Here is a 13,747-nt window from a genome sequence, read left to right as displayed (position 1 = left end):
AGTTTAATCGACTTGCCAGCGGTCGGTGCCAATGCTGCAATCGGCGTTCTACGCCCATTCTGCGGAGTTTGCCATGCGTGCCCTGTCCTGCCTGGGATGCCTGCTGCTGTTGGCCAGTACCAGTGCCATGGCCGGCCCCGTCTACAAGTGGAAGGACGCCAACGGCGTCACCCAGTATTCGGAAACCCCGCCAGCAGGCAGGACCTACGAGACCCGGGCGCAGGCGCGCTCGGCGCCATCGGCTGACAGCGCCGAACGCCCGGTCGCACCCGTACCGGAGCAGTGCAGCACCGCCCGTGCCAACCTGGCCCTGCTGGAGGGGTCCGGCCAGGTGATGCAGGACACCGACGGCGACGGCAAGGGCGATACCGTGCTGACCGCAGAGCAGCGCACCGCGCAGAAAGGACTGGCTGAAGCCAGCATCAAGGCCTACTGCCCAGCCGCCGGTTGAGGGGTCGGCAGGGCTGCGCCCTGCACCTGCTTCAGGCAACCGCAACGTCAAATGCCAAAGCGGCTCTGGTTTTCTGCTGGTCTGGCGGGGCGGTATGGGCTGGCAGGACACGCCGTAAACCCATCCATGGGGCTACATGGAATCCAAAATGGGGTCAGATCCGTTTCCGCAGGAAAACGGATCTGACCCCAAGGCATGTCCTGACAGGTCGCAGAGATCCGTCGAAGGCGGGGTGGGTCCGGTGGCAGGGGTGTGAGCGGCATGGATGCCGCGACCAAGCCCCCATGGACGGGTTTACGGCGTCCCCTGCCACCGGACCCACCCCGCCATCCCACAGGAAGCCCGCTGTTGCTGTTGCTGTTGCTGTTGCTATTGCAGTTGCCGTTGCAGTTGCAGTTGCAGTTGCAGTTGCAGTTGCAGTTGACGTTGCCTGAGGCGGGTGCAGGGCGCAGCCCTGCCGATACCCTCCCCCCGCCCGGGCTGGCAGAATAGGGATCTCTGCCGTAGACCGAAGCCGACGATGCGCCTCTCCCAGTTCCACCTGCACACCACCAAGGAAACCCCCAGCGACGCGGAGCTGACCAGCCACCGCCTGATGCTGCGTGCGGGCATGATCCGCAAGCTCGCCTCCGGCCTGTACACCTGGTCGCCGCTGGGACTGCGCGTGCTGCGCAAGGTCGAACGCATCGTGCGGGAGGAAATGGATCGCGCCGGTGCCGTGGAGTTCCAGATTCCGACCATCCAGCCCAAGGAGCTGTGGGAGCAGACCGGCCGCTGGCAGAAGTTCGGGCCGCAGCTGCTGAAGATCAAGGATCGCAAGGACCAGGTGTTCTGCTACAGCCCGACCGCCGAGGAAGCCGCATGCGACTTCGCGCGCAGCGAACTGTCCAGCTACAAGCAGCTGCCGGTGAACTTCTATCAGATCCAGACCAAGTTCCGCGATGAGATCCGCCCGCGCTTCGGCGTGATGCGTGCACGCGAATTCCTGATGAAGGACGCCTATTCGTTCCACCTGCACGATGAGTGCCTGGTGCGCGAGTACGAGAACATGAAGGCCGCCTACAGCCGCATCTTCACCCGGCTGGGCCTGGACTTCCGCATGGTGCAGGCCGATTCCGGCGCGATCGGTGGCGACGCGTCGCAGGAATTCCATGTGATCGCCGATTCGGGCGAGGACGCGCTGGTGTTCTCCACCGGCTCGGACTACGCGGCCAACATGGAAGCGGCGATCGCCGCGGAACCGGCACCGCGCGCGGCAGCCGGCGAGACGATGCGCAAGGTCGAGACCCCCACCCAGAAGACCTGCGAGGACGTTGCCGCCCTGCTCGGCATCGCCCTGCAGCGCACGGTGAAGTCGGTGGCGCTGATGACCGCCGAAGGGTTCGTGCTGGTGCTGGTCCGTGGCGACCACGAGGTCAACGAGATCAAGCTGGGCAAGGTTGCCGGCCTGGAAGAGCAGCGCTTTGCCAGCGAAGCGGAGATCGCCGAGTACCTGGGCAGCGTGCCCGGCTTCCTCGGCCCGGTTTCACCGGCCAAGGCGATCCGCGTGGTGGCCGACCGCGAAGTGGCGGCGATGTCCGATTTCGTGGTCGGTGCCAATGAAGCGGGCTTCCACCTGGCTGGAGTCAACTGGGGCCGCGACCTGCCGGAACCGGAAGTGGTCGATATCCGCAACGTGCGTGCCGGTGACCGTGCGCTGGACGGCGGCGAGTTGAAGATCGCCCGTGGCATCGAAGTCGGCCACGTGTTCCAGCTTGGCCGCAAGTACGCCGAAGCGCTGGACGCGACCGTACTGGACGAGAACGGCAAGGCCGCAGTGATGGCAATGGGCTGCTACGGGATCGGCATCTCGCGCGTGGTCGCTGCCGCGATCGAACAGAATCATGACGATGCCGGCATCATCTGGCCGGACGCGATGGCGCCGTGGCAGGTGGTGGTGTGCGTCATCAACCCCAAGGGCGATGCCGCTGTGGCCGAAGCCGCTGCCGGCCTGCTGCAGGAACTGCGCGATGCCGGTCTCGATGCCGCGCTGGATGATCGCGGGCTGCGCCCGGGTGCGATGTTTGCCGACATGGAGTTGATCGGCATCCCGCATCGCGTGGTGGTCAGCGAGCGCGGCCTGGCGGCCGGCACGTACGAGTACCGCTCGCGACGTGCCAGCGAAGCCGAAAGCCTGGATAAGGCTACCCTGCTGCAACGCCTGCAGGGTTGAGTGACCGGACCGGGGCATGCCCCGGTCTTTTTCTTTGTACCGGCGGTGGGCCGGTGAATATGCAGCTGGACATAATCCGGTCAAAATGGTCACGATGCAGTCGGTCCATCGCCATACCCTGACCTGCATGATTTGTACTGGATTTAATTCATCATTATCCTGTGCGCCGACGCCACGGACCGGCTCGTCCCTGTCCCTTATTAGTTTCCGGAGTAACCGTAGATGAGCATCGACCTGACCGGCCTGTCGGCACGCGAGCTGGGCGCATTGATCCGCACCGCGAAAAAGCAGCAGACCATCGTCGCCAAGCGTCGCCCGATCGCCAAGGTGCGGGCCCAGCTGAGCAAGCTGGCCAAGACCGAGGGTTACACCATCGAGGAGTTGTTCGGTACCGCTACCACGGCTGCCAAGCCACGCGCCCGCAAGGCAGCGGCGCCGTCCAAGACCGCCGGCCGCAAGCTCGGCAAGGTCGCCCCGAAGTACCGCAACCCGGCCAACCCGAAGGAAACCTGGACCGGCCGTGGCAAGCAGCCGCGCTGGATGGCCGAGCTGACCGCCAAGGGCAGCAAGAAGCCGGAAGATTTCCTGATCAAGAAGGCCTGAGGCCGGATCGGAAAGAATGAAGAACGCCGGCGCAAGCCGGCGTTCTTCATTCCATCACAACGTCTTGCGCGCCGGCATCAAGAGGTTGCCGAACAGCAGGCCCGCCACCAGCGCCATCACCACGTTGAGCACGGTCAGGAACACGCTCTGGCCGGCACCGACATCCTGCTGCTGGACGAGCGTCAGCACGCCACGCAGGCTGGTGCTGCCAGGGACCATCATGATGATGCCCGGCAGGCGGATGATCGCACCCGGACGCCCGGCCAGCCGACCGAACAGGTTGCCGCCGGCGGTCAGCACCATCGCCGACAGGAAGATGCCTGCCGGTGCCCCCCAGGCGTGCCCGCCAAACTTGGAAATGGCATAGCCGGCCACGGACGCGGCAATCACCCAGGGATAATCGCGACGGCTGGCCTTGAACAGCATCGCGAAGGCGAAGGCCGCGGTCAGCAGCGACCCCCACTCCACCCACGGTCCCTGCGGTCGCGAGGCACGGATCACCGGGTCCAGGCCCAGCACATCGGCCAGGGTCACCGCGATCATCGCGCCGACGCTCAGTTTCATGATCGTGGTCAGCGCACCGGCAAACCGCGCGGTGCCTGACACCCAGTGCTGGCTGGCCAGTTCGTTGACCGCATTGGTCAGCGACATGCCGGGCAGCAGCACCACCAGCGAGGCGATGATCACCGTGTTGAGGTTGAGCGCGCCGACAAACGAAGCGATCAGGGTGGCAACCAGGCCGGCCAGCAGCGCGGCCAGCGCCTCGGCGGCCTCGCGGGTCGCCGGGCGACGGTCGGTGACCATGCCGAGCAGGCCGATCATCAGGCCGATGACACCGGCGGTGGCGATGTCCAGCCAGGGCAGCTTCCACATGCCGGCGACACCGGCCGCGCCGAGCGTGAACGAGAGGATGGTGCGGAGCTTGCCGCGACGGCCGGGATCCTTGTCCAGCTGACGCAGCGCGGTGTGCCCCTGCGCGATGCTCATCCGCCCGTTGGCCACTTCCTCGGCGATCCGGTCGGCGACACTGAGCTTGTGCAGGTCGTTCTCGCCCGGTGCCAGGCGGATCACGCGGGTGATGTCGCTGGAGCCGATCGCCTGGGCCGGGTCGCTGAAGCTGAGGATGATGCCGGTGGGGTTAGACCACGGTTCACAATCGAGATCGAGCTGTTTTGCCAGTGCGACCACGGCCGTTTCCAGACGCTGGGCCGTGGTGCCGTAGCTGTGGAGGCGGCCGGCGATCTCGGAAACGAAGGCCACGCGCTGCGCGTAGGTGGCCTGGGGCGTGGGGATCGTGTGAGCGTCTGCGGACATGCGCCGTAGTATTACCTAGGCCGGGCCCCGCCGGAGGAATTCATCCTGGTTCAACGCGAAGCACAATACAGAACGGTTATGCTGCGACCCGAATGGCCCACGTGACCCAGAACCTCGCCCCCCAGCTCGAACAGGACGCCCACGACCCCGGGCTGATCCGCCTGTCCGGCCACTGGACCTTGAAGACCGCGCTGGCCGCGGCCGAGGTGCTGCGCGCCGTTCCCGACAAACTGACCGGCATTGACGCCACGGGCATCGAGCAGCTCGATTCGGCCGGCGTACTGCAGCTGTTGCGCGTGGCCCATCGCGCCGACCTCGGTGAGGATGCGCTGCAGTTCCGGCCGGATCACCAGGCCCTGGTGTGCACCATCGAGGAAGTGGCCGACGACCGGCCCAAGCCCAAGCGCGACTTCGGCGTGCTGGCCGCGCTGGAACGGCTGGGCGTCAGCATGCATGGCACCGGCCACAACATCGTGGCCCTGGCCAGCTTCCTCGGCGAGGCGATGGTCAAGACCGCTCGCCTGGTCAAGCAGCCGCGTCGCTTCCGCCTCACCGCCACCGTGCATCAGATGGAGCAGGTGGGCCTGGACGCCGTGCCGCTGGTGGCGCTGCTGTCCTACCTGGTCGGTGCGGTGATCGCGTTCCTGGGCTCGACCATCCTGCGCGACTTCGGCGCGGAGATCTACGTGGTCGAGCTGGTCAACATCGCCTTCCTGCGCGAGTTCGCCGTGCTGCTGACCGCGATCGTGCTGGCCGGCCGCACGGCAAGCGCGTTCACCGCGCAGATCGGCGCGATGAAGGCCCGCGAGGAGATCGATGCGATGCGCACGCTGGGCCTGGACCCGATCGACCTGATGGTACTGCCGCGCCTGTTCGCGCTGCTGGTGACCCTGCCGCTGCTGACCTTCATCGCGATGATTGCCGGCCTGGCCGGCGGCATCACGGTCGGCGCGTTCGATCTGGACATTCCGCCGCAGATGTACATCGCGCGGATGCACGACACGATGGAGGTGCGGCACATGCTGGTCGGCCTGTCCAAGGCGCCCGTCTTCGCGGTGGTGATCGGCCTGATCGGCTGCCTGGAGGGCCTGAAGGTCACCGGCACCGCACAGTCGGTCGGCGAGCGCACCACATCCAGCGTGGTGCAGACCATCTCGCTGGTGATCATCATCGACGCCTTTGCGGCGTTGTGGTTCATGCATATGGACTGGTGACATGAACACGACCTCCGGTTCCGGTACCTTCGAGATGCGTGATGACGATGGCCATGACCTGGCCATCCGCGTGCGTGGGCTGGTCAACCGCTTCGGCAGCCAGACCGTCCATGAGGACCTCGACCTGGACGTGCGGCGCGGCGAGATCCTCGGCGTCGTCGGCGGCTCGGGCACCGGCAAGTCCGTGCTGATGCGCTCGATCCTGGGCCTGCGCGTGCCGGATGAAGGACAGATCGAAGTGCTCGGCCGCGATGCGCGTGCCGACGATGCCGAAAGCCGGCTGCATATCGAGCGCAACACCGGCGTGCTGTTCCAGGATGGCGCGCTGTTCTCCTCGCTGACCGTCGGCGAGAACGTGCAGGTTCCGCTGAAGGAGCATCATCGCGACCTTCCCGAACGCTGGCACTACGAGCTGGCACTGCTGAAGGTGAAGCTGGCCGGCCTGCCCGCCGATGCGATCAACAAGCTGCCCTCGCAGCTGTCCGGCGGCATGCGCAAGCGTGCCGGCCTGGCCCGCGCGCTGGCACTGGACCCGCCGCTGCTGTTCCTGGACGAACCGACCGCCGGCCTGGACCCGATCGGCGCGGCGGCCTTCGACCGGCTGATCAAGACCCTGCAGGAAGCGCTGGGCCTGACCGTGTTCCTGATCACCCATGACCTGGACACGCTGTACGCCATCTGCGACCGCGTCGCCGTGCTGGCCGATCACAAGGTGATCGCCAACGCACCGCTTGCGGAAATCGAGAAACTGGATCATCCGTGGATCCAGGAATACTTCCACGGACCACGTGCGCGTGCCGCGCGTGGCGAACAGATCGAGAGTGCCTGAGCCATGGAAACCAAAGCCAACTACGTGCTGATCGGCGCGTTCACCCTGATCACCGGCCTGGCCCTGCTGGCCTTCGGCCTGTGGGCGGCCAAGTACTCATCCGACCGCACCTGGCAGGAATACCGCGTGGTGTTCCGCGAGGCGGTGACCGGCCTGTCGGTCGGCAGCCCGGTGCAGTACAACGGCATCGCGGTCGGCTCGATCATCGAGCTGAACCTGGTACCGGACGATCCGCGCCAGGTGGTGGCGCGCATCCGCCTGAACTCCACCACGCCGGTGAAGACCGATACCCGTGCCAAGCTGGCGATCACCAGCCTGACCGGTCCGTCGATCATCCAGCTCAGCGGCGGCACGCCGCAGTCGCCGGCACTGACCACGGTCAACAAGGACCCGGCGCCGATCATCCCGACCACGCCTTCGGCACTGCAGAACATCACCGATGTGGCCAACCGCATCGTCGAGCGCATGGACCAGATCCTCAGCGATCGCAACGTGGCGTCGATCAACGCGACCCTGGCCAACCTGGAAACCATCAGCGGCGGACTGGCCGACCGCGACCAGGGCACGCAGGCGCTGCTGCTCAGCGCGCGCGATGCCGCACGCAGCCTGGACACCACGCTGAAGACCACCAACGGCACCATCGAGCGCCTCGACAGGAACCTGGTGCAGCAGCTGCCGGGCATCATCGACAAGCTCGACGCTACCCTGGTCAAGCTCGATTCGGCTGCCGGCAATGCCGATTCGATCCTTGGCGAGAACCGCGCCGCGATCAACAGCTTCGCCAATGACGGGCTCGGCCAGCTGGGCCCGACCCTGACCGAACTGCGTGGCCTGATCCGCGACCTGCGCCGGGTCAGCGACCGCCTCGAGAACAACCCCGCGCGCTATCTGCTCGGCCGCGATGCCCCGAAGGAGTTCGAACCCAAATGAGCCCGATCCTCTTCCCGCGCCTGCTGCTGCCAGGCCTGGCCCTGGCGCTGCTGTCGGGCTGCTCGATCCTCGGCAGCGGCGACAAGAATCCCGTCACCCTGTACTCGCCTGCCGTGCAGGTGAAGGTCGATCCCAGCTGGCCCCAGGTCGCCTGGCAGCTGGTGCTGGCCAAACCCAGCGCGGCGCGCATGGTCGACAGCCCGCGCATCAACGTGCGTCCCACGCCGTCGGAGCTGGAGATCTACAGGGGCGCCAGCTGGGCCCAGCCGGCCACCGACATGATCGAGGACACGCTGCTGCGCGGTTTCGAGGACTCCGGCCGCATCAACGGCGTGGCCCGCACCGCCGCCGGTATCCGCGCCGATTACAAGCTGTCCACGGACATCCGTCGTTTCGAATCGGACTACCAGGGCCAGACCACGCCGACGGTGGTGATCGAACTCAATGCCAAGCTGATCCACGTGGCCGACCAGCGCGTGGTCGCTGATCGCACCTTCCGTCAGGCGCAGCCCGTTGGCAGTACCGATGTGCCGGCGGTTGCGGCGGCGTTCGAACGTGGCCTGCAGCAGATCGCGCAGGACGTGGTCGGCTGGACGCTGGTCAGTGGGCAGAACGACAGCGCCGCAGCACCGCGCTGATCCCTCGCTCAGCGCGGCGTGATCCAACGGAATGTCAGGTTGATCCGCTCGCCCTGGGCCCGCGCCATCTTCGGCAACGCGTGCTGATAGAAGCGCTGGGTGCTGCCGGCCATCAACAGCAGATCGCCATGGCCCAGCAGGAACTCCGCCTTGCGTGCCGGCTCGTCGCGCCGTCGCAGCAGGAAACGCCGCGCCGCACCCAGGCTCAGTGAAGCGATCACCGGCGCCGGGCCCAGTTCGGGTTCGTCGTCGCTGTGCCACCCCATGTAATCGCCACCATCGCGGTATCGATTGAGCAGCACGCTGTTGAACCGGCCGATACCCTCTTCCTGCAATCGCACGCGCAGCGCCTGCAATGCCGGCAGCCAGGGCCGCGGGACGAACTCGGCGCCGGAATACCGGTAGCGCGCCTGCGGATCGCCGATCCAACTGCTCAGCCGCGGCGAATCCACCCAGTGACCAAACATCCGGATGCGGTGCACATCCCAGGCCACCTGTTCGCCCAGTGTCCGCTGCAGCGCATCCGCCCGATCCGGCAGCAGCCAGCCCGGAACATGACGGACGTCGGCATCGGGCAGCTCGTGTGGAAACAGCATCGGGATCGCCAGGCAGTGTCGGGGCGGCACGAGGCCGCTCCGCCGGACTCAGGCACGCCGGAAAGGCACGCCGGTCTTTTCCTTCAGTTCGTCCTCGTCAACCCCCGGCGCGGTCTCCACCAGCACCAGACCGGCATCGGTCACGTCGAACACAGCCAGATCGGTGATGATGCGGTCGACCACGCCCACGCCGGTCAACGGCAGCGTGCATTCGGCCAGCACTTTGTGCTCGCCGTTCTTCGCGGTGTGCTCCATCAGCACCACCACGCGCTGCACGCCGGCCACCAGGTCCATCGCGCCGCCCATGCCCTTGACCATCTTGCCGGGCACCATCCAGTTCGCCAGGTCGCCCTTGTCGGTCACCTGCATCGCGCCAAGAATGGCCAGGTTGATGTGGCCGCCACGGATCATGGCGAAACTGTCATGGCTGCCGAAGTAGCTGGCACCGGCGCGCGCGGTCACGGTCTGCTTGCCGGCGTTGATCAGGTCGGCATCGACCTCGGCTTCGGTCGGGAACGGGCCGATGCCAAGCAGGCCGTTCTCGGATTGCAGCCACACGTCCACGCCTTCGGGAATGTGGTTGGCGACCAGGGTCGGCAGGCCGATGCCCAGGTTCACATAGGCACCGTCGGTCAGTTCACGGGCGGCGCGGGCCGCCATCTCATCGCGGGTCCACGCCATGTCAGTTGCCCTCCGCACGCACGGTGCGCTGCTCGATTCGCTTTTCAGGATGCGCGTTGTGCACGATGCGATGCACATAGATCCCCGGCAGATGCACCTGGTCCGGATCGATCGCACCGACCGGCACCACCTCTTCCACTTCGGCGATGCACACCTTGCCGGCCATCGCGCAGGCAGGATTGAAATTGCGCGCGGTCTTGCGGAACACCAGGTTGCCGGCTTCGTCGGCCTTCCACGCCTTCACCAGGGCAACGTCGGCACGCAGCGCGGTTTCCAGCACATAGTGCCTGCCGTCGAATTCGCGGGTCTCCTTGCCTTCGGCCACCACCGTGCCGTAGCCGGTGGCAGTGAAGAAGGCAGGAATTCCGGCGCCGCCGGCACGCAGGCGCTCGGCCAGGGTGCCCTGTGGATTGAATTCCAGCTCCAGCTCACCGGCCAGGAACTGGCGCTCGAACTCCTTGTTCTCGCCCACGTACGACGAAATCATCCTGCTGATCTGGCGTGTTTCCAGCAGCTGGCCCAGGCCGAAGCCATCGACACCGGCATTGTTGGAGATCACGGTCAGGCCCTTGACTCCACTGTCGCGCAAGGCTGCGATCAGTGCCTCGGGTATGCCACACAGGCCGAAGCCGCCGACGGCCAGCGTCTGGCCATCGGCGACCACGCCCTCCAGCGCCTGGGCCGCGCTGGCATAGCGCTTGCTGCGCTTGCCGCCGGTATTGGACTTGTCCATCGCTTTGCTGTCCCACACGGTAAGGATGCCCGCATTCTAGCGGCACACCCGCATCCGGCTGGGATGCGCCGCAGCAATTGCGGCGTGCCCTCAGCCGCGCGCGATCGCGGCCATGACCTGCTTCAGGCCGTCCTGCCACGGCGGCAGCACGATGCCCAGCGCCTGCTGCAGGGCGCTGTTGTCCAGCACCGACCAGGCCGGCCGCCGCGCCGGGGTCGGATACTCGGCACCCGGAATCGCTTCAACCACCGGCACCCTGTGCAGGACACCGGTTGCCAGCGCTTCGGCGAAGATCGCTTCAGCGAAGCCGTGCCAGCTGGTCTGGCCACTGGCGGTGAGGTGCCAGGTACCGGAGAGCGCGGCAGGATGCTGCAGCGCGAGCGCGGTGACATCGGCGATCAGCGCAGCCGGCGTCGGCGTGCCGATCTGGTCGGCCACCACACGCAGATGGTCGCGCTCTGCGCCCAGGCGCAGCATCGTGCGCAGGAAGTTCGCGCCGTGCTCGGCATACACCCATGCGGTACGGAAGATCAGGTGGCGGCCACCGGCAGCGCGTACGGCGTCTTCGCCATCGCGCTTGCTGGTGCCATACACACCCAGCGGCGCGGTCGGCTCGTCCTCGCGATAGGGCGCGGAACCTTCGCCGTCGAACACGTAGTCGGTGGAGTAATGCACGAACGGCACGCCCTGCGCCTGGCACCAGCGCGCGATTACGCCCGGGGCCTGCGCATTGGCGGCGAAGGCGGCCTCGATGTCCTGCTCGGCGCGATCCACGGCGGTATAGGCCGCCGCATTGACCACCACCGATGGCTGCACGCGATCCAGCAGCGCCGGCAGGCTCGCGGGCTGGCCGAAGTCCGCCGTCTCGCAGGGGCTGCCATCAGGCAGCCGGCCACTGCGGGTGGTGGCGACCACCGGCCCCAACGGCGCCAGCGCGCGCAGCAGCTCCTGGCCGACCTGGCCGTTGCCACCCAGCACGAGAACCGTCATGGCGCGAAGACCGGCAGACGTTCCTCGGCGATGTCCTTCAGGAACGGCGCATGTTCGTCCTTGGGCGAGAGCGTCGGCACGCCCACCGGCCAGTCCACTGCGATGTCCGCGTCGTTCCAGCGCACTCCGGCATCGGCTTCCTTCACGTACACATCGGTGCACAGGTAGTGGAACAGCGCGGTGTCGGACAGCACGGCAAATCCGTGCGCGAAGCCTTCCGGAATCCAGAACTGGCGCTTGTTCTGCGCGCTCAGCACCACCGCTTCCCATTGGCCGAAGGTGGGCGATCCGCGGCGGATATCGACGGCCACGTCGTACACCTCGCCTTCCAGCACGCTCACCAGCTTGCCCTGCGGTCGCGGCCACTGGTAATGCAGGCCGCGCAGCACGCCCTTGCTCGATGAGGAGACATTGCTCTGCACGAAGCGGTCGGGCAGGCCCAGCTGGCCGAATCGCGCCGCGTTCCAGCCCTCGAAGAAGAAGCCGCGCTCGTCACCGAACACCGCCGGTTCAATCACCACACATCCCGGCAACCGGGTTTCAATCACTTTCACGGAACCACTCCACGCAATGCGAGTGTGTGCAGGTACTGGCCGTAGCCATTCTTGATCAACGGAGCGGCCAGCGCTTCCAGCTGCTCGGCATTGATCCAGCCCTGCCCGAACGCCACTTCTTCCGGACAGCAGACCTGCAGGCCCTGGCGCGTCTGGATGGTCTCGATGAAGTTGGACGCTTCCAGCAGCGACTGGTGAGTGCCGGTATCCAGCCATGCATAGCCACGCCCCAGCGCCTCCAGATGCAGGCTGCCCGCACCGAGATAGCGCTGGTTGAGATCGGTGATTTCCAGCTCGCCGCGCGGCGAAGGCCTCAGCTCGGCCGCATAATCGCTGGCGTTGCCATCATAGAAATACAGGCCGGTGACCGCGTAGTTGGAACGCGGGTTCTGCGGCTTTTCGACCAGGCCGACAACCCGGCCGTCCTTGTCGAATTCGGCCACGCCGTAACGCTCGGGATCGTTGACCCAGTAGCCGAACACGGTCGCGCCATCGGCGCGGGCGTCGGCCCGCCGGAGCACGTCGCGCAGGCCGTGGCCATGGAAGATGTTGTCGCCGAGGACCAGGCAGCTGGGCTTGCCGGCGACGAACTCGCGGCCGATCAGATACGCCTGCGCCAGCCCATCCGGACTGGGCTGCACGGCGTACTGGATGTCCATGCCCCATTGCGAGCCATCACCCAGCAGCTGCTGGAACAGGGCCTGCTCATGCGGGGTGTTGATGATCAGCACTTCCCGGATGCCGGCCAGCATCAGCACGCTGAGCGGGTAGTAGATCATCGGCTTGTCGTACACGGGCAACAGCTGCTTGCTGACGCCCTTGGTGATCGGATACAGCCGGGTGCCGGTTCCGCCGGCGAGGATGATGCCCTTGCGCTGGGTCATGACGTCTCCTGGGTTCAGGCCGTAGTGCCGATGCGCTGCAGGCGGTAGCTGCCGTCAAGCACGCCCTCGACCCAGTCCTGGTTCTCCAGGTACCAGTCAACAGTGAAGGCGATGCCCTGCTCGAATGTGTGCGCCGGCTGCCAGCCCAATTCGTTCTTCAGCTTGCTGGCATCGATCGCATAGCGACGGTCATGGCCGGGGCGATCGGCCACATGGGTGATCTGGCTGCTGCGCGGCTGCCCGTCAGCGCGCGGACGGCGCTGGTCCAGCAGAGCGCAGATCGCATGCACCACCTCGATGTTCTGCCGTTCCGAATTGCCGCCCACATTGTAGGTCTCGCCCACCCGGCCCTTGGCCAGCACGGTGCGGATCGCCTCGCAGTGATCTGACACGAACAGCCAGTCACGCACCTGCCTGCCGTCGCCGTAGACCGGCAGCGGTTCGCCGGCCAGCGCCTTGGCGATCACCAGCGGGATGAGCTTTTCCGGGAAGTGATAGGGGCCGTAGTTGTTGGAGCAGTTGGTGGTCAGCACCGGCAGCCCGTAGGTGTGGTGGAACGCACGCACCAGATGATCGGACGCGGCCTTGGACGCCGAGTACGGCGAGTTCGGCGCGTACGGGGTGGTCTCGCTGAACGCGCCGGTCTCGCCCAGCGTGCCGTACACCTCGTCGGTGGACACATGCAGGAAGCGGAACGCTGCGCCGCGCTCGGCCGGCAACGCCTTCCAGTAGTCGCGCACCGCTTCGAGCAGGCCCAGGGTCCCCACCACATTGGTCTGGATGAAGGCCCCGGGGCCATCGATGGAGCGGTCGACGTGGCTCTCGGCTGCGAAGTTCAGCACCGCATCGGGCTGATGCTCGGCGAGCAGGCGGGCGACCCGCTCACGGTCGCCGATGTCGCCGTGCACGAACACATGGTCCGGATTACCTTCCAGGCTGGACAGCGTCTGCAGGTTGCCGGCGTAGGTCAGTGCATCGAGATTGACGACCTTGACGCCACGAGCCACGGCCTCGAGGACGAAATTGCCGCCAATGAACCCGGCGCCGCCGGTGACAATCCAAGTTGGCACTACCCGTTACTCCTGTTCGATCAAGGCTCCCGCGCCGCCTGGCAGTCG

Annotated in this window: 16 protein-coding genes; 8 read left to right on the top strand and 8 right to left on the bottom strand. The window is 66.4% G+C overall.

Annotation, left to right across the window (positions count from 1 at the left end):
* The first annotated feature begins 73 nt into the window (after nucleotides 1-73).
* The 4 genes from AC06FB_RS04460 (at nucleotide 74) to AC06FB_RS04445 (ending at nucleotide 3,266) form a co-directional block, all read left to right on the top strand.
* Nucleotides 74-451: a DUF4124 domain-containing protein gene (locus AC06FB_RS04460; protein WP_262101500.1), complete on the top strand. Its 378-nt coding sequence runs from the start codon at nucleotides 74-76 to the stop codon at nucleotides 449-451.
* Between the two features lie 348 nt (nucleotides 452-799).
* The gene (locus tag AC06FB_RS04455) at nucleotides 800-943 is read left to right on the top strand and encodes a hypothetical protein (protein WP_478053424.1); all 144 of its coding nucleotides are present in this window, start codon (nucleotides 800-802) and stop codon (nucleotides 941-943) included.
* A gap of 28 nt (nucleotides 944-971) precedes the next feature.
* The gene (locus AC06FB_RS04450; RefSeq protein WP_053516953.1) at nucleotides 972-2,663 is read left to right on the top strand and encodes a proline--tRNA ligase; all 1,692 of its coding nucleotides are present in this window, start codon (nucleotides 972-974) and stop codon (nucleotides 2,661-2,663) included.
* A gap of 222 nt (nucleotides 2,664-2,885) precedes the next feature.
* Nucleotides 2,886-3,266, top strand: coding sequence for an H-NS histone family protein (locus tag AC06FB_RS04445; protein WP_053516955.1), 381 nt, complete (start codon nucleotides 2,886-2,888; stop codon nucleotides 3,264-3,266).
* Between the two features lie 54 nt (nucleotides 3,267-3,320).
* Here the strand turns inward: AC06FB_RS04445 and AC06FB_RS04440 are convergent, their stop codons facing one another.
* Nucleotides 3,321-4,580, bottom strand: a complete 1,260-nt coding sequence (locus AC06FB_RS04440; RefSeq protein WP_065182498.1) for a threonine/serine exporter family protein — start codon at nucleotides 4,578-4,580, stop codon at nucleotides 3,321-3,323.
* Nucleotides 4,581-4,672: 92 nt separating this feature from the next.
* Between AC06FB_RS04440 and AC06FB_RS04435 the strand changes: the two genes are divergently transcribed.
* From AC06FB_RS04435 to AC06FB_RS04420, 4 genes are read left to right on the top strand one after another with little or no spacing between them, the layout of a single operon-like run.
* The gene (locus AC06FB_RS04435; RefSeq protein ID WP_478053423.1) at nucleotides 4,673-5,794 is read left to right on the top strand and encodes an ABC transporter permease; all 1,122 of its coding nucleotides are present in this window, start codon (nucleotides 4,673-4,675) and stop codon (nucleotides 5,792-5,794) included.
* 1 nt (nucleotide 5,795) lies between these two features.
* Nucleotides 5,796-6,623, top strand: coding sequence for an ABC transporter ATP-binding protein (locus AC06FB_RS04430; protein ID WP_053516958.1), 828 nt, complete (start codon nucleotides 5,796-5,798; stop codon nucleotides 6,621-6,623).
* 3 nt (nucleotides 6,624-6,626) lie between these two features.
* Nucleotides 6,627-7,553, top strand: coding sequence for an MlaD family protein (locus tag AC06FB_RS04425; RefSeq protein WP_053516959.1), 927 nt, complete (start codon nucleotides 6,627-6,629; stop codon nucleotides 7,551-7,553).
* Nucleotides 7,550-8,191 carry an ABC-type transport auxiliary lipoprotein family protein gene (locus tag AC06FB_RS04420; RefSeq protein WP_065182499.1) on the top strand — a complete coding sequence of 214 codons (642 nt, stop codon included), beginning with the start codon at nucleotides 7,550-7,552 and terminating at the stop codon, nucleotides 8,189-8,191. The genes AC06FB_RS04425 and AC06FB_RS04420 overlap by 4 nt, the downstream gene beginning before the upstream one ends.
* A gap of 8 nt (nucleotides 8,192-8,199) precedes the next feature.
* Here the strand turns inward: AC06FB_RS04420 and AC06FB_RS04415 are convergent, their stop codons facing one another.
* The 7 genes from AC06FB_RS04415 to rfbB form a co-directional block, all read right to left on the bottom strand.
* Nucleotides 8,200-8,787: an alpha-ketoglutarate-dependent dioxygenase AlkB family protein gene (locus AC06FB_RS04415; RefSeq protein WP_053516962.1), complete on the bottom strand. Its 588-nt coding sequence runs from the start codon at nucleotides 8,785-8,787 to the stop codon at nucleotides 8,200-8,202.
* A gap of 48 nt (nucleotides 8,788-8,835) precedes the next feature.
* The gene (locus tag AC06FB_RS04410; protein WP_065175345.1) at nucleotides 8,836-9,468 is read right to left on the bottom strand and encodes a CoA transferase subunit B; all 633 of its coding nucleotides are present in this window, start codon (nucleotides 9,466-9,468) and stop codon (nucleotides 8,836-8,838) included.
* 1 nt (nucleotide 9,469) lies between these two features.
* The gene (locus tag AC06FB_RS04405; RefSeq protein WP_053516964.1) at nucleotides 9,470-10,201 is read right to left on the bottom strand and encodes a CoA transferase subunit A; all 732 of its coding nucleotides are present in this window, start codon (nucleotides 10,199-10,201) and stop codon (nucleotides 9,470-9,472) included.
* Between the two features lie 90 nt (nucleotides 10,202-10,291).
* Nucleotides 10,292-11,191 (bottom strand): dTDP-4-dehydrorhamnose reductase, encoded by a 900-nt coding sequence (rfbD, locus tag AC06FB_RS04400; protein ID WP_478053422.1) that lies wholly within the window; start codon nucleotides 11,189-11,191, stop codon nucleotides 10,292-10,294.
* Nucleotides 11,188-11,745 (bottom strand): dTDP-4-dehydrorhamnose 3,5-epimerase, encoded by a 558-nt coding sequence (gene rfbC / locus AC06FB_RS04395; protein WP_253120241.1) that lies wholly within the window; start codon nucleotides 11,743-11,745, stop codon nucleotides 11,188-11,190. The genes rfbD and rfbC overlap by 4 nt, the downstream gene beginning before the upstream one ends.
* Nucleotides 11,742-12,629 carry a glucose-1-phosphate thymidylyltransferase RfbA gene (rfbA, locus tag AC06FB_RS04390; RefSeq protein WP_193396183.1) on the bottom strand — a complete coding sequence of 296 codons (888 nt, stop codon included), beginning with the start codon at nucleotides 12,627-12,629 and terminating at the stop codon, nucleotides 11,742-11,744. Before rfbA ends, rfbC begins: the two co-directional genes overlap by 4 nt.
* Nucleotides 12,630-12,643: 14 nt before the next feature.
* Nucleotides 12,644-13,699 (bottom strand): dTDP-glucose 4,6-dehydratase, encoded by a 1,056-nt coding sequence (gene rfbB / locus AC06FB_RS04385; RefSeq protein WP_065175347.1) that lies wholly within the window; start codon nucleotides 13,697-13,699, stop codon nucleotides 12,644-12,646.
* Nucleotides 13,700-13,747 lie beyond the last annotated feature (48 nt).

The organism is Stenotrophomonas sp. Steno-C15 (genome assembly GCF_056393265.1).
This window is presented reverse-complemented; position numbering and strand designations above follow the sequence as displayed.